Annotated in this window: 14 protein-coding genes; 6 read left to right on the top strand and 8 right to left on the bottom strand. The window is 56.9% G+C overall.

Annotated elements, in window-relative coordinates; all coding sequences use genetic code 11:
* Positions 1-252 precede the first annotated feature (252 nt).
* On the bottom strand, positions 253-627 hold the full coding sequence (locus NDI86_RS17860; RefSeq protein ID WP_310901730.1) for a hypothetical protein: 375 nt from the start codon (positions 625-627) through the stop codon (positions 253-255).
* A 570-nt stretch (positions 628-1,197) separates the two neighbouring features.
* Here NDI86_RS17860 and NDI86_RS17855 point away from each other — a divergent pair.
* The gene (locus tag NDI86_RS17855) at positions 1,198-2,562 is read left to right on the top strand and encodes a Cdc6/Cdc18 family protein (protein ID WP_121512988.1); all 1,365 of its coding nucleotides are present in this window, start codon (positions 1,198-1,200) and stop codon (positions 2,560-2,562) included.
* Positions 2,563-3,215: 653 nt separating this feature from the next.
* On the opposite strand, the gene NDI86_RS17850 is transcribed toward NDI86_RS17855, so the two are convergent.
* From NDI86_RS17850 to NDI86_RS17825, 6 genes are all read right to left on the bottom strand, one after another.
* Entirely contained in the window at positions 3,216-4,778 is a 1,563-nt protein-coding gene (locus NDI86_RS17850; protein WP_310901729.1) for an ATP-binding protein, read from the bottom strand.
* Positions 4,779-4,970: 192 nt separating this feature from the next.
* Positions 4,971-6,887 (bottom strand): TrbL/VirB6 family protein, encoded by a 1,917-nt coding sequence (locus NDI86_RS17845; protein WP_310901728.1) that lies wholly within the window; start codon positions 6,885-6,887, stop codon positions 4,971-4,973.
* Positions 6,888-6,962: 75 nt separating this feature from the next.
* Positions 6,963-9,341: a VirB4 family type IV secretion system protein gene (locus NDI86_RS17840; RefSeq protein WP_310901727.1), complete on the bottom strand. Its 2,379-nt coding sequence runs from the start codon at positions 9,339-9,341 to the stop codon at positions 6,963-6,965.
* Positions 9,342-9,401: 60 nt separating this feature from the next.
* The gene (locus NDI86_RS17835; RefSeq protein ID WP_310901726.1) at positions 9,402-10,928 is read right to left on the bottom strand and encodes a cell division protein CdpA domain-containing protein; all 1,527 of its coding nucleotides are present in this window, start codon (positions 10,926-10,928) and stop codon (positions 9,402-9,404) included.
* Positions 10,925-11,386, bottom strand: a complete 462-nt coding sequence (locus NDI86_RS17830) for a hypothetical protein (protein WP_310901725.1) — start codon at positions 11,384-11,386, stop codon at positions 10,925-10,927. The genes NDI86_RS17835 and NDI86_RS17830 overlap by 4 nt, the downstream gene beginning before the upstream one ends.
* On the bottom strand, positions 11,387-11,563 hold the full coding sequence (locus tag NDI86_RS17825) for a hypothetical protein (protein WP_310901724.1): 177 nt from the start codon (positions 11,561-11,563) through the stop codon (positions 11,387-11,389).
* A gap of 686 nt (positions 11,564-12,249) precedes the next feature.
* Between NDI86_RS17825 and NDI86_RS17820 the strand changes: the two genes are divergently transcribed.
* Together NDI86_RS17820 and NDI86_RS17815 are read left to right on the top strand one after the other, a co-directional pair.
* The gene (locus NDI86_RS17820) at positions 12,250-12,678 is read left to right on the top strand and encodes a hypothetical protein (protein ID WP_310901723.1); all 429 of its coding nucleotides are present in this window, start codon (positions 12,250-12,252) and stop codon (positions 12,676-12,678) included.
* A 52-nt stretch (positions 12,679-12,730) separates the two neighbouring features.
* Complete coding sequence (locus tag NDI86_RS17815) at positions 12,731-15,004, top strand: Ig-like domain-containing protein (protein ID WP_310901722.1); 2,274 nt, start codon at positions 12,731-12,733, stop codon at positions 15,002-15,004.
* Between the two features lie 148 nt (positions 15,005-15,152).
* Here the strand turns inward: NDI86_RS17815 and NDI86_RS17810 are convergent, their stop codons facing one another.
* The gene (locus NDI86_RS17810) at positions 15,153-17,645 is read right to left on the bottom strand and encodes an AAA family ATPase (RefSeq protein ID WP_310901721.1); all 2,493 of its coding nucleotides are present in this window, start codon (positions 17,643-17,645) and stop codon (positions 15,153-15,155) included.
* A gap of 289 nt (positions 17,646-17,934) precedes the next feature.
* Between NDI86_RS17810 and NDI86_RS17805 the strand changes: the two genes are divergently transcribed.
* Genes NDI86_RS17805 through NDI86_RS17795 form a run of 3 tightly spaced genes read left to right on the top strand, consistent with a single transcriptional unit; the run spans position 17,935 to position 20,712 of the window.
* Positions 17,935-19,059, top strand: a complete 1,125-nt coding sequence (locus NDI86_RS17805) for an eCIS core domain-containing protein (RefSeq protein WP_310901720.1) — start codon at positions 17,935-17,937, stop codon at positions 19,057-19,059.
* Positions 19,060-19,070: 11 nt separating this feature from the next.
* Positions 19,071-19,922: a DUF7958 family protein gene (locus tag NDI86_RS17800; RefSeq protein ID WP_310901719.1), complete on the top strand. Its 852-nt coding sequence runs from the start codon at positions 19,071-19,073 to the stop codon at positions 19,920-19,922.
* Between the two features lies 1 nt (position 19,923).
* A complete protein-coding gene (locus tag NDI86_RS17795) occupies positions 19,924-20,712 on the top strand; it encodes an eCIS core domain-containing protein (protein WP_310901718.1) in 789 nt (262 codons plus the stop codon).
* Positions 20,713-20,727 lie beyond the last annotated feature (15 nt).

Raw genomic sequence — 20,727 nt, 5'->3', positions numbered from 1 at the left:
ACTTGACTCCACGGTTCGAGATTTGTCGAGAAGCGCTTTCTGAGAAAGACCCTGACACGCGATACGAGTGTCGCCACCGTGGCCAGACACTTCGGACGGGGCAAACTCATTGTCCGACATGCCAGACGGACGAAGATCTATGTAGATCAGTTCAAGAGTTGGAACCGAGCCTTAGAGGCAAGAAAAAATGACTCGAATCTCGTCTACTCTGTCGTTCGTGCGGATATGCGGGATGAACTTTCTGTAAGAACACTACTCTCTCGGATTGACCGGAGCAATATATTCATTCTTCCAGGAGTCACCCTCTCTCCATTGCCAGTAGTAATATCTATAATTTGCATCATTTGTCTTCTTCGTGGTCTTCACCGTGATGTAGGCTCCACCCGGAACATCGCTGTAGTCCTCGGGATCGGTCGAAATATCTCGTTCACTAAGCTCTTCAAGCTCCTCTTCATCTACTTCTTCCTCAGCTCGACGTTGTTCCAGTTCTGCCTCTCGCTGTCCTCGTTTCCACTCGGCAAGGTCACTTGCGTAGGCCGCTACCGTTTCCAGCCGTTCCGGGGACTGTTTCTCGAGTGGCTCGCGAAGATACTTCGGGAGATCCGGAGTCGGAGGCCTCTCTTCCATAGTTACCCCACGAAGCGAATACACTTTGAATTTGTGGGGTAACTCGGGCTCACTCTCGTTGTACAGGCACTCTTGCGACTCACAGTAGGGAATATCAATGACTCCCCCTCCCCTTTTGCAACTTGAGCTAGGGTGAGAGAGTGAGAAGAAGTAATGGAGTATAGAGACGCAATCTGGCTCATACAGCGAATTTAGGAAGTTGAAGAGCTTTACTAGCTGATTTTAGTGTTGTTTCTTATTTGGAAAAGATTTAAATATACTAGCCTTAAATGATTCCGTAGTACTCAGAAATAACATCACAAACAACAAACAAGTTGTTGTTTTTGGAGACTCTCTCTAGTTTTATTTACTGTATCGGTATGCATCCGTACCTCCTGTTTTCACTGGTCTAAAACTCTCTAAGTGCCCAAACAACTTTCTTGGCACCTCACTGTATACCTCGCAACTGCTCACTAGCTCAAGTTGCAAAAGGGGGGAGGGGGTTGGACTTTCCTTCTCATCTTGTACGCGCTCTCTACTTGCACATGGTGGGAAAGCTTCTTGCAATATGCGCCGTTACCAGATAGTAACATGGTTGAGGAACTTGGAGAACAAAGCGAGCGGCCGTTGTCGATAACGGACCAACTTACAAGTGAGTATAATACTGTCTTCAACAACAAGGACCTCATTGAGCCGGACACGATTGTCGACGAGGACCGCATCGTCGGCCGTGACGAACAACTTAACAGGGTCATCAATATCATCAAGCCAGCACTCCACGGTGACCAACCTGAAGATATGTTGTTGCGAGGCCCGTCTGGAACTGGGAAGACGCTCATCGCAGGGACTGTTGCGACGAAGGCAATTAAAATCGGAGCCTCTCGCGATGTTCAGATGGAATTCGTCGAGGTAAACGGTAAACACAAAAAATCCGAGCACGAAGCTATCCATCAAATCACTCACGCTTTCGAGCGTGAACTTGACCTGGAGTACACTTCCAAGACAGGTGTCTCGACGAGCTCACGCTACGACCGTCTGTTCGACATCGTCGACGAGTATCTCGATTTTGGCATCGTCATCCTTGACGAACTGGACCTCCTTGTTGGCGACAGCCGCAATAAAGACGAACCTCCTGCCTTCTCCGATATTCTCTACAAATTGTCTCGTGCCAAGCGTATCGGGAAGATGGACAGCTCATTTACGCTCATTGTGACCACCAATAGTCCGAATAGCCTCATGAGTGGCCTTAATTCACGGACAGATAGCACGTTCAATCCTACTGAAGTTTCCTTCGCAGATTACAACGCCAACGAACTCCGAGAAATTCTCAGCCACCGCCGCGACGCCTTCTACGAGGATGCTCTCGATGATGATGTTATTCCATACGTCGCAGCGGTTGCCGCCCAGGGAGAGGGTGATGCCCGATTTGCAATCGATTTGCTCCGAGAAGCAGGGAACATTGCGAACCGCCGCGAGATGCAGACTGTCCACAAATCCCACGTCGAGGAAGCGAAAAACCAGGTCGAAAAGAACTATGTCGTTGATGTCATTGAAAACGTCTCCTTCCAGAAGCAGGTATCACTCTTTGCTGCGGCCGTAGTGAACCTCTACGGACAGACCGAACTTGGACGGTCTGACTATCTCACCGAAATGTCGGCGCCAGCAACTGTGGCGCACACGTTGTACAACTGGATCACTGACCACGAAGACATCGAACAGCGCTCGAAACACAGCTTCCTACGGTGGATGCGTGAACTCGACACGTATGAGGTCATTGAGCTCAATCGAAAAGGCCGTGGCAACGAGATGGGTGTCTTCGCTGAATATATTTTCCATAACCTCTCTGCGGAGGCAATGGTTGAGACGCTCGCTGACAAGGACAAACGGTTTGCGAACGTCTTGGAAGATGAGGAACTACTGAAATCTGTTGTTCAAACGAATCTCAAAAACTTCTGAAACCGGTTCCTCGTTTCTCTTCTATCTCAATGCCTCATTCATTCTCTGTCTCAAATATCACTGACCGGCTCAATTTGCAAACGGGGTGTGATCGGAAACACCTCTAACTGAGAAGTCACTCACACCACTCAAAAATCGACTTTCATCTCCTAGTCACTCAACTTGCAAACGGGGTGGGTGGGTACTTTGATACTCATCGTGAGCAATGCTATGCTCAATTTGCACATCGGGTGTGTAACTGATTGCAGAACTCGATTGGCAGCTCAAGTTGCAGACGGGATGGATTGGTACTTCGGCCTCCAATGAAAATCACCAACCGCTCAATTTGCAAATGGGGTTACGACCGATCTCGCGATCACGTGGTAGCTCAAGTTGCAGACGGGGTGAGTGGGGACTTTGAGATTCAACGATTTCATATATCTGCTCAGTTTGCAAACGGACCCCTTCTACTGTATACTGGCCAACAGACTCAACTTGCAAATGGGGGGTGTATACTGTATAGTATCTAATATCCTCATCTTGCAAACGGGGTATCCTCATGGTTGATCGGATCTCATCGGTGATCTATTATCTAAGTTACCCCACTTATCAAACTCTGCTCGGTTTTGTGGGGTAACTAACCGCAATGGATCTCTGTTTTCCTCGACTAAATCTCACTGGAACCCGACGGCAGAATCGTCGTCTGAAGCAGAGCCAGTCCAGTCGGTATCGCCAGAACGGACATCGGGAGTTCGGTTAGAGGAGGATGACCCACTGGTCACATTGAGGTCCTCGACGCTTGGGAAGTCTCGTAGAGAAATCCTGTCGGCATCTCGCGTCGCCGCATTCCGCTTCGCTTTCGTGACTACTTCTTCGATATCTGCACCACTGAGACCGCGACTCCGCCTTGCGAGCTCTGCAAAACCATCATCCGAGAGTTCGTGTGGAACCCCCTGCAGTTTCGACTGAAAAATCGCGTGACGACTCTCCTCCTCGGGAAGACCAATCTCGATATGCGTGGCTAATCGTCCTGGTCGAAGAATCGCTGGGTCGATGTCTTCGGGGCGATTCGTTGCTCCGACAACGATGGCCGTTCGATCATCTGCAGTGAGGTGAACCAGGAGTTCGCTCGTAATCTTCCGGTCTTCAGCGTGGGCTCCGCCGGCGCCGACATCGCGACCGCCGAGGAGATGTTCGGCCTCGTCGAGGAAGATCACGCACGGGCCAACCGACTCAGCTTCTTCGAACAATTGGCGAACTCGTTGAGGGCCCTCGTTGATCCACTTACTCGTGATGTCAGCAGGACCCAACTCGACAAATGGGACAGCAAGCTCTCCAGCTAGTGCCTTAGCAAACAGTGTTTTCCCCGTTCCTGGTGGTCCATGAAGGAGAATCCCTCTTGACGGCTCGATCCCGAAACGGTCGAAGCGTTCATCACCTTGAATTGCTGCCTGAATCGGCTGGAGTACCTCGTCTGTGAGTCGCTGCTTGACTTCGTAGTAGCCCCCGACGTCGTCGAAGCCACTTTCTGAGTTCGCCCAGTCGTACTCGAAGGCTTCGTAGTTAGTTGCTTTCGCTGGTGCTCTGGAGGGGTGAGAGTGGCGCTGACTCTCGTTTGAACCCGTAGCGTTCGATGAGCCAGCTTCCTTCTGAACGGTCTCATTCTCTTGCTGGATTTGCCTGAGCTTTTCGTAATCGACGCTCGGCGTTATATGACGGCCCATAGCATAGTGATACCCGTTTTCTCCGCGTGGGTTGTAGTATATCACCGAGACAATCGAGGCAGCAACAACCAATACGAGAGCCGCCTGTATCCGTATGTCCGTTGGAACGACAGCTGTGAGGTGGCCAAACGCTGGAACTGGGAGAGAGGAGGTGGCCCACGAAACTGCCTCGACACAAAGCAATAGTACGGCGAATATCTCATAGACCATCGCGAATGGGTAAAGTCCGATGGCGTCCACTGATTTGAACGCAGGGAGGCCAATTCCGCCTGCGATAAAGACGATTATAATCCCGAGTCCGAGTGCAACTACAGCGGTCGGTGGGAGATTGAGCCAGGGAGCGACTACCCACATGTGAATAAGCGCTAACGCCGACCAGGCGAAAACAAAGAACAGCCGGTATATGCTCCGCTTCTCGTGATCTCGCTCCATGAATCGGTAGGTCACGTACTCAACAGTGACGAATATACCGAGGAAGATGATGACGGAGAGTACGGTGTCGAGGAGTTTCATCAGCTCACAAGGATCCTATGGATGTACGCTGAGTACGGTCACTGAATGACGCACTCACGGGTTTCTACACACACTCTATGCCGTTACTACGCTATAACGTCTTGCTCTATAGGGGTGAACCAAGATCGAACCACCGTAGCTCCAGATATGCTCTCATAGCGTCTCTGATTGCTCACCCCCATCGTCATTCTCTCATGGGGGATCAGAAGCCTGGATCGATCCCTCTCTTTGGGTTGCCCAGTCAATGTCCCCTTCGTCTGCTGAATCAGCCAGTTTGTCGTTTCCAGGACCGATGAGATGTGTCCCACCACGCTTTCCCATATTGTACGCTGCGTAGGGGCTTTGAGTCATCGCTCCTGCAAAGACGATTCCCCCGACCTTTCCAGCCTTGAGTCCTGTCTTCCCGACTTGTTTGGTTGCTCGCCCGGTCGTGATCGCAGCTCGTCCTGGAGCCTTTGCCGCAGTCTGTGCAGTCCTAATCTGTTTTACACTCTTAGCCGACTGAGAGGCATCATCTCTCAGTGTCACAGCCTGTTGACCGAAGCTTTGAGCTCTGTCGTTAAGATCAATCGTAACTTCCCCGCCAGATGTAGCCTCGTAGATCACTTTCCCTTCCGAATCTGGGGTCAGAGTTGAGACACCTTTCGCTGGCTCTTCAGCTCCAGTGAGAATTCCCCGACTGGATGCCTCAGCGATATCGAATTCACCGTTTTGGTACGCCTCGGTCAGGAAGTCGCGGTTCGCATCTGCTTCGTCGGCGGCAGCAAGATTCTGATTGATTGCTCTCCGATGATTATCAATACTCTCCGACCCAATTGCTCTCCGAGCGCCACCCAGTCCACTACTCTTCGCCTTCGAACCCAGTTTCTTCGCGGCTGAACCTGCTTCCTTCGCGTGTGAACGTGCCGCGTTCACGCCAGGGGCACCAGAAATCATCCCGGCGACGGATCCCTTTCCTTTAGATATGAACCCGGGTGCGGAATCGACACTGTCCTCGACAGCCGATTCTCGCGTCCCCAGCGCATCCGAGATACTACTCCGCATCGTGCCACCAATGGTAGAGTTCCCAGTCGAGGCGGATGGATCAGACGCAGTACCACTGCTGTTGGCGGTACCGGCTCCGCCGCCACTACTACCACCACTCGCCGCTCCAGTTCCAGAACTAGATGCACTGCTAACAGCCGCTGAACCAGCGCCAGCACCGACAGCAACCGTTCCGACGCCAGTGGCTGCGATTGCGGCGGCCACTGTCATCGTGAACGCAGCGTCAATACCGAGTGGCTGGCCGGCCCAGCCGATTGTCTTCCAGATCACGACGAACAGAATAATCGGGAAAATCAATGCGAGCGCTGCCGAGACATAGAACTCAGCAAGGTCTCCGCTCGGAGCCAATCCACCTGTTGCAATCACGTTGAATACGCGCATTACGAGTGCGATTATCGGTCCCACCAGCAACGCGTAGACACCCATCCGGAGCCACGTCGAAGCAAAGCCACTCACAGCTCTCATCGGGCCCCAGTTAGCATACCAGAGGACGGCGAAGAAGGGTGCTCCCACAGCAACTGTAACGATGATGAACTGCCGAAGTACCAGTAACAGGGAGGCGACAATCGTCCCGATGAACATCAGCGGGACAGCTGCCAGTAGCGCCATCGTTTCGACCCCCATCCCGAACGTCGACCCCCATTCTCCTCCGACATCTGCGTTGAAGCTAAGCAGAAATGAGTCGGGAGCGAGTGCATCAGTGATGACATTCGATGCTTCGATGAGAAATCCAAACAGTGGCTGCGAGATTGCGATGAAAAACAGCACTGCGACTAAGCGGGCAACCATGTTCCAGAGGGACGCTTCTGAATCCTGACTGAACGGCATTGCAATCAACCCAGCGGCGATAAGAATTGGCAGCAGCGCTATCGAGAGTTCAAAGACACTATCCCAAGCGCCCGTGACTGCCTCACTCGTCATGATTGCTGGATCTATATTCAACAGCGGAATCATGCCGTAGTCGAACATGGCATTGAGCGTGTTCAGCAAACTCGTGTGGAAGAACTCCACGACCGCTCGGACGATCGCGTCGGGCAGCCAGCCCAAATCCAGCACATCAGCCATTGTACTCCTCCCTTGGAGCCAGTGTATTTCCGGTTGACAGGCGATCTCCCGTCCACTGTCGGAACATCTGGCTCATCACGCCTCCGACGCCATATCGTCGTCATCTGCGTCTTTCGGCTTTTCTGGATATTGGCTATCAGGGTCGCCGATATTGGGTTCCATTTCCACTGTCAGTTCCTCCTGATAGTCCGCTTCCATCGCCATCTGAAGGTCCATATCCCGATTCATCACGTGTGGAAGGTCGGTCATATCGAGGTCGTCGTGAAGCTCTACATTTCGGGCGTGACTCTCTCCCTCGGCGATGTCGACGCCCTCGACGCCGGCGAGCCAGTCCCACGGATCGAGCGCATCGTCAAGGACCGTGTGTTCGAACGGTCCGCTCCGAATTTCGAGCCGTCGACGACCGTGAACACTCGTCGCGAGCAGACACTCCGAGTAGTCGGAGTCCTGTCCCCGGGCCGCTGTCTGGATGAAGCGAATCTCGTCAGCAGATAACCCATAATACTCTGCGGTCTCCTCGGAGACGGATTCAGCGTAGAACAGACACTTCACGTCGCAGTTCTCGTACACCTCGCGGCGCTCAGGCGTCCGAACGAACTCGTGGGCTGTCTGGCTCATCAGCGTCAGTCCAGCCTCGTAGTGGCGGGCGTGTCGGATGTAGAGGTTGATCAGGTCTCGTGCAGCTGGTCGTCCCAGAAGGTAGTGTGCCTCGTCGAAGGTCACGTCCACCTTGTACGGAGAGCGCTTGGCCTCGAGGTACGCCCACGAGAGCATCGCGTGCAGGATGAGCGGCATCTCGCCTGTGTCGGCGAACGAACTCATATCCATCACGACCAGCCGCGAGGAGAGGTCGAGGTTCGTCTGCCCGTTCAGATTGTGGTTGATACCGCCGGGTTTGAACGACTCAAACTTTGGCTGGAGTGAGGTCGCAAGCGCGACGTGGTGTTCGGTCGGGGAGACGATCGTGTCCGAGAACGGGACACCCTTCCCAGCCGTATTACTGACGGATTCCTCATCGAGTTCGTCGTCGAACACACCGAGGGCTCGGAAGTGTTCGACCTCTTCGTCGTCGATGACGCCGGCCTCGGTTGCGGCTTCGATACCGCCGGTCGCGATGACGTTAACACCCCGAATCAGGTCGTCGATGATTGGTGACTCGTTGCCGTACGTGTCGAACTCTCCGAGGATGATGCCCTTCGAGAGATAGGCGTAATGGGCTGCCTGAATCAGGATGCCCTCTTCACCGGCAGACATCCCGTCACGCTGTTCGAGGTGCGTGTTCAGCATCTCGATGACAGACCGAATCGTGAGAGCATATGTGTCCTCTCCGCCTTCGTATTCGGCCTCAGCAGGCGGCGAGATGTCCAGCGGATTCACCGTGTAGTTCCCACCGAAACGGATTACCTCGCCGCCCAGCGACTGAGCGAAGCGTGGGTAGTCGTCGCCGGCGGGGTCGAACAGAATGCACTGGACGTTCGGGTCGCCGAGCAAGCGACGGTAGATCTCCATCTTCCGGAAGTAGCTCTTGCCCGACCCAGTCTTCCCGGAGATCGCCATCGAGTGTCCCGATAGAGCGTAGCGGTCGAGGATGACCGGCCGTTTCGTATCGTCGAATCCGAACAGGACACCCTCCGGGTCGTAGATGGACGGTTCGACCAGGTTGAAGAACGTCCCCAGTGCTTCGAGTTGGATCGGATGGCTGTTGTTGATCGTATCCGTCGCGAGCGGCGCGACGGAGCCCATCGCGTCCAACTGTTGGTGTTTCACCGGACTTAGGTCGACGTCCTGTTCGGCGAGGATGGCTTCGACGCGGTCGAGCATCTCATCCAGTTCGTCTTGGGTGTCGGCAACAAGTTCGAGATATATCGAGACATCGTAAAGCTTGGTCGTCCCTCGGATGGTACTCTGCAGGAGCCGTTCGAGGTCCTGTCGTTCAAGTTCGTCCTGATAGGTATCCGTCCGGCCGCGTTTCTGTTTCACCGCGACCGAAGTAACGGCCTGCGTGTATCGTTTCTGGAGTTGCCGACGAACGTCCTTTGCGGCCCGTGGCCGAACGTGCAAAGAGAGTCGCAGATCGACATCTGCGAGCGTGAGTGGGACGAGCCACCCCAGTCCAACCTTTCGGGGGAACGAGGTGACCGTCAGAATCTGTGAGATTCGGTCATCACGGATTTGGAACTCCGGATAGTCCTGTATGACTCGCGGTGCGATGAGTCGCTTGTCGAGTTCGCCACGCTCTTTCATTGTCTCCATCGGCGTCGCGAGGTCGACATCGTCGGCCTGGAGCTGATAGGCCGCCCATTCGATGTTCTCGGTCGTCGTCTCCTTGCCAAGGAGATTCAGGTAGTCGAGGGCGTGTTGTGTTCCTTCACCCGACAGGCCATCTATCGGGAGCCGTTCGTCACCGTCTTCCGGTGAATCGTTACTGAACGCTTGCGTGATTCGATTGATCATCTCTTACCCTCCAGCTCCGGTCGAGCCAGAGTAACCGCCTCCCGGTGAAGCCCGGGTAGCTCAGACATCTGCCTCCTCCGTCGGAGATTCAGTTTTCCGACTGTCGTCTATTGTCTCATCCAGATCCTCGAAGTGTTCGAGAACGTTTCTGCGACCGCGCACAGCGAGCGCAACACCGATGACGAGGAGTAGTAACCCAACTGCATAGACCTCGATTACGAACGCCGTCGACGCCGTCGGCGTACTATCCCACTGGAAGGGGTACGCCTGACTGAACAGGTAGACTGCAACAGCGGTCACGCCGACGCCGACGAATCCAACGATGGTCGCTCGCTGGCTCGATGGAAGTAGGACAGCAAGGCTCAGCAGGAAGGTTGGAAGGCTTCCCGCTGCGAGACCGAAAGAAGCCTCGCGGACGGCCCAGTAGGACTCAGACCCAGGTTGTCCGCTCCCGAGGAATACTCCGAGTGCTGTCACTGCGAATAGGAGGCTCGCAGTGAACAGCCCAACACCAGCGTACACCGATAGCGGAGAGTGATAGTTCGTTCCGCGACCGATGGGACCGACGGCTCTCGCGTACCAGGCGAGAATTCGCGAGTTGTCGACCTGTTCGACATACTCTGTCTGGACCCGCCCCTCATATGGGAGGTCGCCTGTCGTCTCCGGTCGCGGCTCGGGATCCTCGTCTGGTTCAAGCAGTGTCGCTTCTCGATCAGCGCTGTCGAACGCTTCTTCGAGATCTAACTGCTCGCCCGTCGCTGGGTCACTCAGCGTCTTCTCATCGGGCTGGGTGAAGACGCTATGCTCGAAGGAGATCGGCGGCTCCTGTCCACGATAGACCTGATAGAGGACATCAAGAACATCCGCTCGATTATCGAGGATCGAGGTTTCGACGCGAGTCCGGGGGAGCTGTGAGGCGACTCGCTGTACACGAGCCCAGACCTCGTCCAGATACTGGTCTTCGTCGTCGACGCTCTTTGCACCACCACCGAATGGGAGTGCATCCGCAATCGCGTCGAAGCGACCGCCTTCGTCGTCCTCTCCTTTCATCACCGCGACGGCAACGAAGAATCGCCGATCTCTGACATTCGCGAGCGCAATCGTTCGGTCGAGCCACTCTGCGTGAGCCACGCGCCCGTATTCGAGGAGCGTCGAGTCAGCGACGTGGTCGATATTTGGCTCGGGGGGCACGCCTGCTGCAGCGACGCCTCCGTCAGTGGCGTGTGCCTCGACGACGCCGTCGGATTGCTCTTCGCCGTCCTCTGCAGGGATGGCTGTCGGTTGTCCCGTCGGCGCTCCCAGCGCTTGCGGACCGATGAACCGTTGGAGGTAGTGGTCCCCGTCGAAACGGGTCGTCAACGTGAGGAACTGCGTCGGGAACTGCAATCCCCGCAGGAACGTCATGTAGGAGATATAGAGGCTGGTCCGTCGCTCTTCCGAGAGGGTCAGCCACTCACGGGGCTCGATTTCGACGAGCATCGTGTACGCTGTCGGCGTCTCGATCACCCCGCCATCTCGGACGTTCTCGAAGTTGAGCAGATCGAGCGTGGACTGCTCGCCACCACCTGTACTATTCTGTAGATTCATTCCTCATCTCCCGGCGCCGGACTGTCAAAATCTGGTCGCGTTGCGTCGATGACGCCTTGGTAGGCGAGATCTGTTCCACTGCCACTCGCTACGTGATTTGTCCATCCCGGCGGTCGCGGTTGGGTGAGCCAGTCGTCTTGGGTCTCTCCAATACCGAGATCACCATGTTCCGGGTCAGGGTGGCGCCAGACGTAGACGTTCGATCCAGTCTTGAAACGGAACACAGCATGGGCGTACCGAAGCGGTCGCTGGCCGGGCGGCGTCTTCACGAAGATCAACCCGCCGATCCCGATACCGATGACGAACAGCGGGAAGGTGAACAACAGCGGGAAGCCAACCGTGTATAGGACGGCACACGGCGCTAACGGGATTGCCAGCGATTCTGCGAGGCGTGTAATCGAGAACCCGAGGAACTTCGACTCTAGGAGGTTGCTCGCGACTGGCACAGGGTCGGGCATCTAATCACCCTCCGCGTCGTCACAGGCTTGCTCTTCGGTCGGAAGCACGCCACCGTCTTCTAACCGCTCGGCTCCCTTGATCAACATCCCACGCCAGTTGACGCCGTGATGTTCGCGAACCGCGTCTAACTGGGCGAACTGCTCGTCGTCCTTGATGATAATCCTCGTCGACGTCATCGCTCGACCTCAACTGGACTGAATTCATCCACGGATGGGCGTTCGTGATCGGCTCCGTTGTCGAGCGTTCGCAGCGCCCCCCGTGAATCGAACAGTGAGGTAGCCCCATTTTGATCCCCAGCAGAGCTATCTGGACTTTCGTGTCCGCCAGATTCAGGGAGTTCTTCGCCTCTTTGACTGTCGTGCTGGTGTGACAGATCGGTCGTGGAGGCTTGGGAAGATGCTGTCGCAGCATCGCCTCTGTTTCGAGCGGTGAACCAGTTCTCCCGCCCTTCGAGGCGCTTGGCCCCTTGCATTAGCATCCCACGCCACTGCACGCCGTACTTGTCTCGGATCGCTCTGAGTCGGTGGTACTCGGTCTCGTTTCTGAACCGAATCTCGATTTCAGGCATTCTCGACTCACCACCCTCAGCTGGCACACTCGACTAACGAGTCGGCACTCAGGAGCGAAAGTTCGATAGCAGTCATGACTGGTAGCAGCGTTCCGGATGGAAGCGATAGGACTGCCCCAGTTGTGGGTACTGTTTGGTAGTGCATCACACCAGCCATCGGTGAGGCACCCATTTGTTTATTTCAGGAATGCGTATGGCGTATTTCTGCGCACAGCGCACTGTTGCGGCAGGAGCAAGCGTGCTATTCTCGCATTCTTGGAGGACTTTTCTCAAGGTACCGCTTCCTCGATAGCGATGACCATGCCGACACCTTCCCCCCTTCACCTCCTGCTGCCGTTCGGTGGCGAACTTCCTGATCTGATGCTCCCGGTTACGGGACCACTGACAATACCACTCGAACGATTCCACATCGCTGGTGATGTTTTAGGCTCATTCGCAAGCCTCGGTTGGCTGTATCTCTCCGCATTCCAGCTGTCAAGTCCGGAGACAATATTAGCAGTCGTCGATTTCAGCTCGATACTCGATTTCCCGCCGTGGACAGCGACAGTATTCGTCTATGCCGGCCTCGTCCTGCTAGTACTGGGTATGATGGCCTGGCTCGGGAGCCACAGCCTCTATCGCCGTGCGTGGGGTCGACGGCTTGCGATGTCTGGCGGCGGGCTATTCGTCGTCGGGACTGCCTTCCGGACCTTTGTGGACCTCTTACAGTATGTCCTCGGATAACTCTCGTGAGGGCCGTTCGTCTGACTCGAAACTACGCCGAGTAGCCCGTGATATGAAATGGCTGAGGCAGTTTTTAATCCATTCTGTCGGGAACTTCGCGAAGAAACGACTCGTCGTCGGCGGCATCACTCTCCTCTTAGTCTCCAGTGCGGTCATTGGAGCAGCGGCAGGCGATCTACTTATCCCCAGTCCAGAACCCGGCGTCGAAAGGGACTACGACGACACGTTTCGGGTATTGGCGAGTAACGACCCCGACCCTGGTCGAGGATCCAGTGTCGTTCAGGTCTACGAATACGGCGAGAACGGAACAATCCGCGAAGTCAACCGGACCGTCGGTACCCAGCCGGTCCAACTCTGGGACTCGAACATCCAATCACGCGATGCACTGCTTATCGCGAACGAGTCCGACATGTACCAATCCGGCCTCAGTGGATTTGTCCAGGTACCCTACCGGGACCAGTGGACGCCGCTCCGAGACTGGTGGGGTGGGGAGTTCCGTATTCTCCCGATCTATACTGCTGATCCGAGTCGAGCCACGAGTAACGACGGCCAGTACACCGTCGAAGTCCGACACCCGAACGGCTGGTGGAATCCGGTGTACAACGCAGATGTCGAACGCGTCGACGGCGAACTTACCGTCACGGATACAGACGAGGCGCTCGTTCTCTCCTCGTACTACAGTACTGTCATCGATCGCAAAATCCAGATCATCGAGTCGCTGCTTCAACACTCCGAAATGGCACCCAGTGACTCTGCAGCGCGAAGTACCTCTGTCGTGCCTACACAGAACGGCGTGGAGGTATTCCCAACCACCGACGGCGCGGACGTTGACCTCCAGTGGCAGTCGGGCTCTCATGCGCTGGTCCGTGATGCGTATGTCGGCAACATCGACGTTATCCCCGGTGTCTGGCACGACGGTCGGTACGTCACTCAGAGCCAACAACTCACTACGTATATTCCGTGGGATTACCGCGTAGAGGCACCAGCTGATTACAGCGAGAGCGGAAGCTGCACCGTCACTCGTCGAACCGAGGAGGGGAACACGACGGTTACCTCCAACGGCACCGCGTCGTTGACTCGCTGGGCCAATTACCGGATTATCGACTCGAACGCGTCGGTCGTGAACGTCACAGCGGGTAATATCAGTCTGGACAGGACCCAGCCGGGTATGTGGACGACGATTAACTACACAACCTCTCGGCCCCGCCACCTTCCGCCAGGAACCTACGACCTCACTGCCACTCTTCGAACCGAGGTTGAGATGGAAACTCACTATGGCGTCTCTAGCTCGGAGTGCTCCGAGTGGGACACGCGACGGACGGTCAACCGAGTGGTCGAACTCCAATACTCCGTCCCCATTGAAACGGTCAACAGCGACGACCTCTCTATCGACGTCCAGGTGTACGACCGACCGGGTCGAGACATTGTCGCCGTGAACTGGAGCGGCGAGCAGGGTCTCGCGGCCGGCGCAGCTGCTTGGGAGGATATCGAAATCCAGATCGGTGAGAAGACGATGTACGTTACGGCGCCGTGGCGATTCTACTCTGTAGCTCGGAATACGCACATCGAAGAGCGAACCCGAAGTGGGACGACCCAGGTCGATGCCTCACACTCGTACGACGGGGCGTACCCGGCGATGCTTCGATATCGGATGAGTCCTGCGAGCGTAGGCGTTCTCGCTGAACAATCAGCAGACCAGCGTATCTGGTGGGAGACGACATACGCCGCTCAGAACCGTTCTGTTCCGGCAGCGTCGCTACCGAGTACCATCGTCGCCCCCGAGAACACGGAACCGACCTACCTCTACGACCAGTACGCAGGTATCCTGAAAAGCATGGACCGCACGATGGGCGAGACGGTAAGTGCTCAGGCGGGCGACGTCTGGGGGCTCCCCGTCGATACTTCTGTGAACGTCGTCCGCTATCAGGCGTCGGAACTCACGATCACGATGAATCATAGTGCCAGGACGGCCGAGGTGTTCCTCTCTGATTCTGCAGGGAACCCAATCCCGAACCGACTAGTGAGTCTCGATGGAGCCAGCGTACAAAACGTGACGACGGATGCCAACGGACGGGCAACAGCAGCTATCTCTGGAACACTGGTTCGTGCTCACTTCGCGGGCGATAACTGGCGCGAGTCTCGTTCCTCGTACTACATGGAGGCTCGCTCCTATGGCGTCTCGCCAGCGTCATTCGTTGCAGGGAGTACCGATCTCTTTGGCTATCTCGATGCGGCGATTTCGAATACGGTCGTCTTTGTTGAGTGGTTGGTGCTTGGAATCTTCGCGCTGTTCTGGATGCGGTTCATGCGCGAGAAATCTGTATAGTCTTACTCTCAAGGAGAGAATGCCGAAAATCAAATCGACAATGGCGCTATCGATTCTGAACGAGAGTTGAGTTACAAGGCTCAAAATCGGAACGAGTGATCTTATGCATTCACCTATTTGCTTGGGTTTCCCTATTGGCCCCTCCCGGTCACCGACGCGTGGTGAGCCGCTCTCGATTATTGAAGATCCGCCAGCCGCCATCACCCTCCTTGTCAGTGCGGAGTTCGTACGCTTTGGTGGTTCGCCGGCCATTCAGTTGCCAGTCGAACCGGACGACGACTTTGTCGCCGTCTTCCCTGAGGCGCTCCACCTCGCCGGCGATCGAGAGATCTCCCTGTGCGATTACCTGTCGCTCTTTGTAGCCGAGTTCGTCGAGCAACGCGCCGGAGTGGTAGAGCTCGTGGGCGCGTTCACCGTCGCCGTCGTCGAGCAACTCTATGAACTGCTCGACGACTTCTTCTGGTGATCGATCACTCACTGGCTCCTTGTCCGATTCGTCGGTGTCTGGCTCACTGCCGAGCGCAGTCCGCCCGTGCTGAGACTGGAAGTGCTTGGCGTATGCGCCGAAGTCGACATCGCCGAGGGTTTTACTGTGTGTGCCGAACTCCCGTTCGAGGGCCCGGACGACGTGTTCCATCTCGATCATATCGCCGTCGGCCGCCGCCAGCACGGCGGTCGTCTGGCCGACGGACTTGATCTGGCCGCCAGTGAGGTCGAGCTGGGCCAGAAGGTCGTAATCGATGTCCTCGGTCGGGGCAGCGTCGGGGAAGATCCCCCGCCAGATAGCGTCCCGCGTGTCTTCTTTCGGTTCCCGAAAGGAGATGGTGTGGTCGATCCGTCGCTGGAACGCATCGTCGATGTTGGTCGCGTAGTTGGTCGTCAGCAGGACGACGCCGTCGTAGCTCTCGATGCGCTGGAGGAGGTAGTTCACCTCCACGTTGGCGTAGCGGTCCGTGGCATCGGAGACCTCCGCCCGGTCGCCGAAGATCGAGTCGGCTTCGTCAAAGAGGAGGATGGCGTTGGACTGCTCGGCGGCCTCGAAGATCCGTTCGAGGTTCTCCTCGGTCTCGCCGATGTACTTCGAGATGACACTGGAGAGGTCGATCTTGTACAGATCCATCCCGACGTCGTTAGCCAGCACCTCGGCGGCCATCGTCTTGCCAGTCCCGGATTTCCCCTTGAACAGCGCGACGACGCCCGTGCCACGGGAGAATTTCTCTGCGAAGCCCCACTCGCTGTACACCCGGGCCCGGCGGGCGATGTGTTCACGCACCAGTTCGAGTTCGCGTTCGGCCTTCTCGCGGAGGTGGATGTCGTCCCAGTCACTCGCGGGGTCGATCTGCTGGGAGAGTTCGTCCAGGCCGTCCGCCGACTGAGCGCGACAGCCCGCGCGGATGTCTTCGGCACTCGGGTCGCCGTCGGCGAGCGAGCGGGCCGTCGCCAGCGCCGCCTCCAGTTGACCCTGGGTGAGTTCGAACGTGCTGGCCAGGACCTCGGGGTCGAGGTAGCCGGGGAGTTCGTCGGCGTGGTCGTTCCAGAACTCGCGGCGCAGGTCGATCGAGGGTCGCGGGAACGCGACGATGGCGTCGAGATCGAGCGTGGTGCCAGTTGGTGTCCAGGCGTCCGTGCCCGTGATGTAGAGGTCGTTCTGGAACTGTTCGAACTGCTCGAAGATCGCTTCGAGAGTAACGTCGCGGTCCGAGCGGTCGGTGATCGCTTCGGTCGCTGCGGACAGGTGGACGGGACAATCGAGCAGCGTCGCTTCGCGAACCAGGCGATTCAGCGCGTCGGCCGCGACGACTGCGTCGAGATCGGCCCGGAGATACCACTCGGCGTCGCAGACTGCCTCGACGGCGTCGTGCTTTTCCGAGCCCTCGGGTCCGTACCAGTAGTTGCGAGTAGGACCCGACGATGCTGTCCGAATACCGTCCAGTCGCTCCCGGAGGTCGTCACCGATGGCGAGGGCTTCGAGTGCGCGGTCGGCTCGGTGCTGTTCGAGCAGATTGTCGATACCACTCTCGGTGCTGTTAGCAGCGGTGAGTCCAGCTTCGAGCAGTGAATCGAGATTGTCGTGGTCGAACAGATACGCCCGGATTCGGTCAGTGACCCGGACGGGGTGGGTGAGCCACGACGTGTGTCCACTCGGTGGGTCATCGAGCGTGACGAGATCGTACCGAACCAGGGGAGAGTCGTCGCCGAGCAGTTCCGTTGCGACGAGACGCTGGCCGGTCGTATCGCCGAACAGGTCCGCAATGAGACCGACTGTCGGGCGGTCGACTGCCAGCTCCTCGTGGAGGTCACGAAAGCGTGTGGCGTGCTCTTGCTCGACATCCGGGAGCAGTGCGAGCAAGAGGATATCGCGATGGGCTGCAGAGAGATCGAACGCGTCGACGAGATGGGCGAGCCGAGACAGTTCGTCGGCACGTGCGCGCTCGCGAACCGTCTCGATGGACGCGGTGACGGCGTCGAGTTCGCTCTGTACGGCGTCCGGAAGTGTCGGCGTGAGCGTTGCCGGCTCCGACGCCCGCGCTGTCGAATCAGCGTTCGCCGAGTCAGGCGTGGGGTCCTGGAACCCCTGTAAGAGCACTTCGATGCGGTCGAGTTCGGCCAACAGATGGTCGAGCGAGGTGGAATCAGTCATCGGTAACGGCCCTCGACTTGGCCGACGAGACAGCCGGATGTGGCTCTGTGATTTGCTGTGGTTCTCGCTCGTCCCGCCGGGTCGTGCATATCAGGTGACAGTACCCAGGCCACTATAAATTTCATCTCTACACACTACGTTTAAATATTCGACAGTTCTAAATGAATCGGCTCTGAAACCGTGAGTAAGAACTGGCAGGGTTCCGCAATCTATGGGCTACAGGTCATCCCGCCGCTCGGAGTCGAACGAGGACGACAGCGAATCCTCGGTAAGCATCGCGTCTGGTCGGGTGAGCTCCGATCACGAGACGAGCCAGCAGGAACGGGCCCCATCGGCGACCGACATCGAGCACCGCTACGGCATCACACCCGACTCGGTGTCGGATCTCACCGCGATCCAGCGGCTCGAAGAGACGTTCGGTGCCCACCAGGTCAGACAGTGGGCCCAGGAGGGGATGCCCGTCGACGCGATGGGCACCCCGAGCAAGATGGAGCAGTACCGCCAAGAAGGGACGATTCAGCGCAGCGCGAAAAACGCCTCGCCGCTCGGTGCGGAGACGACCGCCCCCGACGCCGTCCACGAAGTGCTCGAATCCCGCGGTCGGCCACTCCCCGACCGGATTCAATCCGACATCGAAGAGCGGATGGACGCCTCCCTCGGCGATGTAACCGTGCATACGGGTGCCAAAGCCGCCGACGCCTGTGACGCCATCAACGCTCGGGCTTTTACCGTCGGCAACCACATCGCGTTCAACACCGGCGAGTACGACCCGGCCTCCGCCGAAGGCCAACACGTTCTCGCTCACGAGTTAGCACACGTCGAGCAACAGACCGGCGGCGCGATCTCGATGCTGCCACAGGATGATCTCGACTTGGAGATTGATCCTGACCCGCAGCTAGAGCGTGAGGCAGAAGAAACGGCACAGCGTGTGATGGAGGGCGGTGAACTAGGTGTGCAGCGGTTGGGGCAGACTGAGGTACACGTCCAGCGGTCAGTCAAGAGCAAACTGTCCTCGATCAAAGAGTCGGTGCTGGGTAGCGACGAGAAAGGCGTCGATCTGGAGGAGATGGGCGATATCTCCGGTATCGAAGAGCGGCTGTACGCACTGGCCGAGAATCAACAGGAACTCGAAGCGAAAGTCAACGAACTTTCGATGCAGGTCGAAGGCACGCTCTTCGAGCAGATGGGCGAGGCCGGGACCGGCGAAGGCCTGAAACTCGGGATGGAAGAGGCTGGGAAAGAATCAGGGCTTCCCGGCGGGGCGCTGATGGGCAAGCTCAGTGGCGCCGCGCTGCAGGCTATCTACAACAACCGCGAGAAAGTCAAAGAGATTCTTGGGTTGAAACGTGAGGCTACCGATCATAAAGGAAATAATAGCGGGTCAGACAGCTATTCGCCAGAGGATTATAACTAAATTTTATAACAATGAATGCAAAGATTGACGGTAAGCGCGAAAATGAGAAAAAAAAGGTGCGGATCGGGTTGAGGGTTGAAGACAACAATGCAGTTGTACACGGATTCGAACTGGATATAGAAGGAACGGTTCATATTCACGATCAAGACGGTTACCCCGACCACCCAAACAATCGGACAGATCAAGAGACAGAGTGGTTCGATCAAGCAAGAGATTACGCAAAGTGGTACGTCGCACAAGAAACGGAACACGACACGGCGCCGTGGTATCTCGATACCAGCCAATTGAAATCAATCAGCGACGCGATATCGAGACTCAGTGACGGCGAACTGAAACAACACTTCGGGCACTACTACCGGCAGTTAGCTGGTGAATATGACGGCGACATCACGCAACCCCACCCCAACCCTGTTCCAGCAGGAGAAGCGTACAACGAGTACCGCGAGTACAAACTCGATATCTATCTGACCGACGACGGTGATATCGACGCCACGTCGGGTGTCCACACAATGTACTATGCCGGGTACAACGACCCGACGATACTCAAGAGTACGGACCCATACCCGGACCGAGATCCGGATGGTCGGCTTGAGCATGTGGTGGTAGATATCGAGTGGGACCAGTTCGATACGTTTCTTGACTACCACCTCCGGTGCCAAATTCGGGACTCGTATCTCTCGCGTGGCGAAGAGCCTCCAGAGGAGTACCGCGTCGTCGGCCCTGGGACAGACCACATGATGAGCCGCCAGATGCATCTCGATGCTGTCCCGCCCTATCACGAATACGGAGCCGATATAGACGGCTATCGCGCCGACGATACGTTCAACGCAGGACCAGTTGCGTCACTCCTCAACCTCATTTGAGATGGCTATCTCAGGCGCAAACAGGTTCCAGCGTCTCGAAGAGACGTTCGGTGCCCACCAGGTTAGCCAGTGGGCCCAGGAGGAGATGCCCGTCGACGCGATGGGCACCCCGAGCAAGATGGAGCAGTACCGCCAGGAAGGGACCATCCAGCGCAGTGCGAAAAACGCTTCTCCGCTCGGTGCGGAGACGACCGCCCCCGACGCCGTCCACGAAGTGCTCGAATCCCGTGGTCGGCCACTCCCCGACCGGATTCAATCCGACATCGAAGACCGGATGGACGCCTCCTTCGGCGACGTTACCGTGCATACGGGTGCCAAAGCCGCCGACGCCTGCGACGCGATCAACGCTCGCGCTTTTACCGTCGGCAACCACATCGCGTTCAACACCGGCGAGTACGACCCGGCCTCCCCCGAAGGCCAACACGTCCTCGCTCACGAACTCGCACACGTCGAGCAACAGACCGGCGGCGCGATCTCGATGCTGCCACAGGACGATCTCGACTTGGAGATTGATCCTGACCCGCAGCTAGAGCGTGAGGCAGAAGAAACGGCACAGCGCGTGATGGAAGGTGGTGAACTAGGTGTGCAGCGGTTGGGGCAGACGGAAGTCCATGTTCAGCGGGTACCGGTCGGTGAAGATCCGTATGGTGAGGCACACGACGAGTTCATCGAAAAGCAGAAAGAGCGCCTACACGGGGAGGAGGCGGCTGCCGCGGGCGTCGAGACTGGCGCGCTCCTCGAAGCGTTCAGAAGCGGTGGGATTGAAGCCTTGTTGAGCGTGCTCTGTTGAATAGATGCTGAGTCA

Origin of the sequence: Haloarcula onubensis (assembly GCF_031624605.1) — an archaeon.
Lineage (GTDB): Archaea > Halobacteriota > Halobacteria > Halobacteriales > Haloarculaceae > Haloarcula > Haloarcula onubensis.
Note: the sequence above shows the minus strand (reverse complement) of the source record. Positions and strands in the feature narration are given on the sequence as shown.

Excerpts from the sequence above, each read along its gene's own strand:
- NDI86_RS17840 (WP_310901727.1), bottom strand. The coding sequence starts at position 9,341 with ATGATCAATCGAATCACGCAAGCGTTCAGTAACGATTCACCGGAAGAC.
- NDI86_RS17850 (WP_310901729.1), bottom strand. The coding sequence starts at position 4,778 with ATGAAACTCCTCGACACCGTACTCTCCGTCATCATCTTCCTCGGTATA.
- NDI86_RS17810 (WP_310901721.1), bottom strand. The coding sequence starts at position 17,645 with ATGACTGATTCCACCTCGCTCGACCATCTGTTGGCCGAACTCGACCGC.
- NDI86_RS17820 (WP_310901723.1), top strand. The coding sequence starts at position 12,250 with ATGACCATGCCGACACCTTCCCCCCTTCACCTCCTGCTGCCGTTCGGT.
- NDI86_RS17830 (WP_310901725.1), bottom strand. The coding sequence starts at position 11,386 with ATGCCCGACCCTGTGCCAGTCGCGAGCAACCTCCTAGAGTCGAAGTTC.
- NDI86_RS17800 (WP_310901719.1), top strand. The coding sequence starts at position 19,071 with ATGAATGCAAAGATTGACGGTAAGCGCGAAAATGAGAAAAAAAAGGTG.
- NDI86_RS17825 (WP_310901724.1), bottom strand. The coding sequence starts at position 11,563 with ATGACGTCGACGAGGATTATCATCAAGGACGACGAGCAGTTCGCCCAG.
- NDI86_RS17860 (WP_310901730.1), bottom strand. The coding sequence starts at position 627 with ATGGAAGAGAGGCCTCCGACTCCGGATCTCCCGAAGTATCTTCGCGAG.
- NDI86_RS17815 (WP_310901722.1), top strand. The coding sequence starts at position 12,731 with ATGAAATGGCTGAGGCAGTTTTTAATCCATTCTGTCGGGAACTTCGCG.
- NDI86_RS17795 (WP_310901718.1), top strand. The coding sequence starts at position 19,924 with ATGGCTATCTCAGGCGCAAACAGGTTCCAGCGTCTCGAAGAGACGTTC.
- NDI86_RS17845 (WP_310901728.1), bottom strand. The coding sequence starts at position 6,887 with ATGGCTGATGTGCTGGATTTGGGCTGGCTGCCCGACGCGATCGTCCGA.
- NDI86_RS17835 (WP_310901726.1), bottom strand. The coding sequence starts at position 10,928 with ATGAATCTACAGAATAGTACAGGTGGTGGCGAGCAGTCCACGCTCGAT.
- NDI86_RS17855 (WP_121512988.1), top strand. The coding sequence starts at position 1,198 with ATGGTTGAGGAACTTGGAGAACAAAGCGAGCGGCCGTTGTCGATAACG.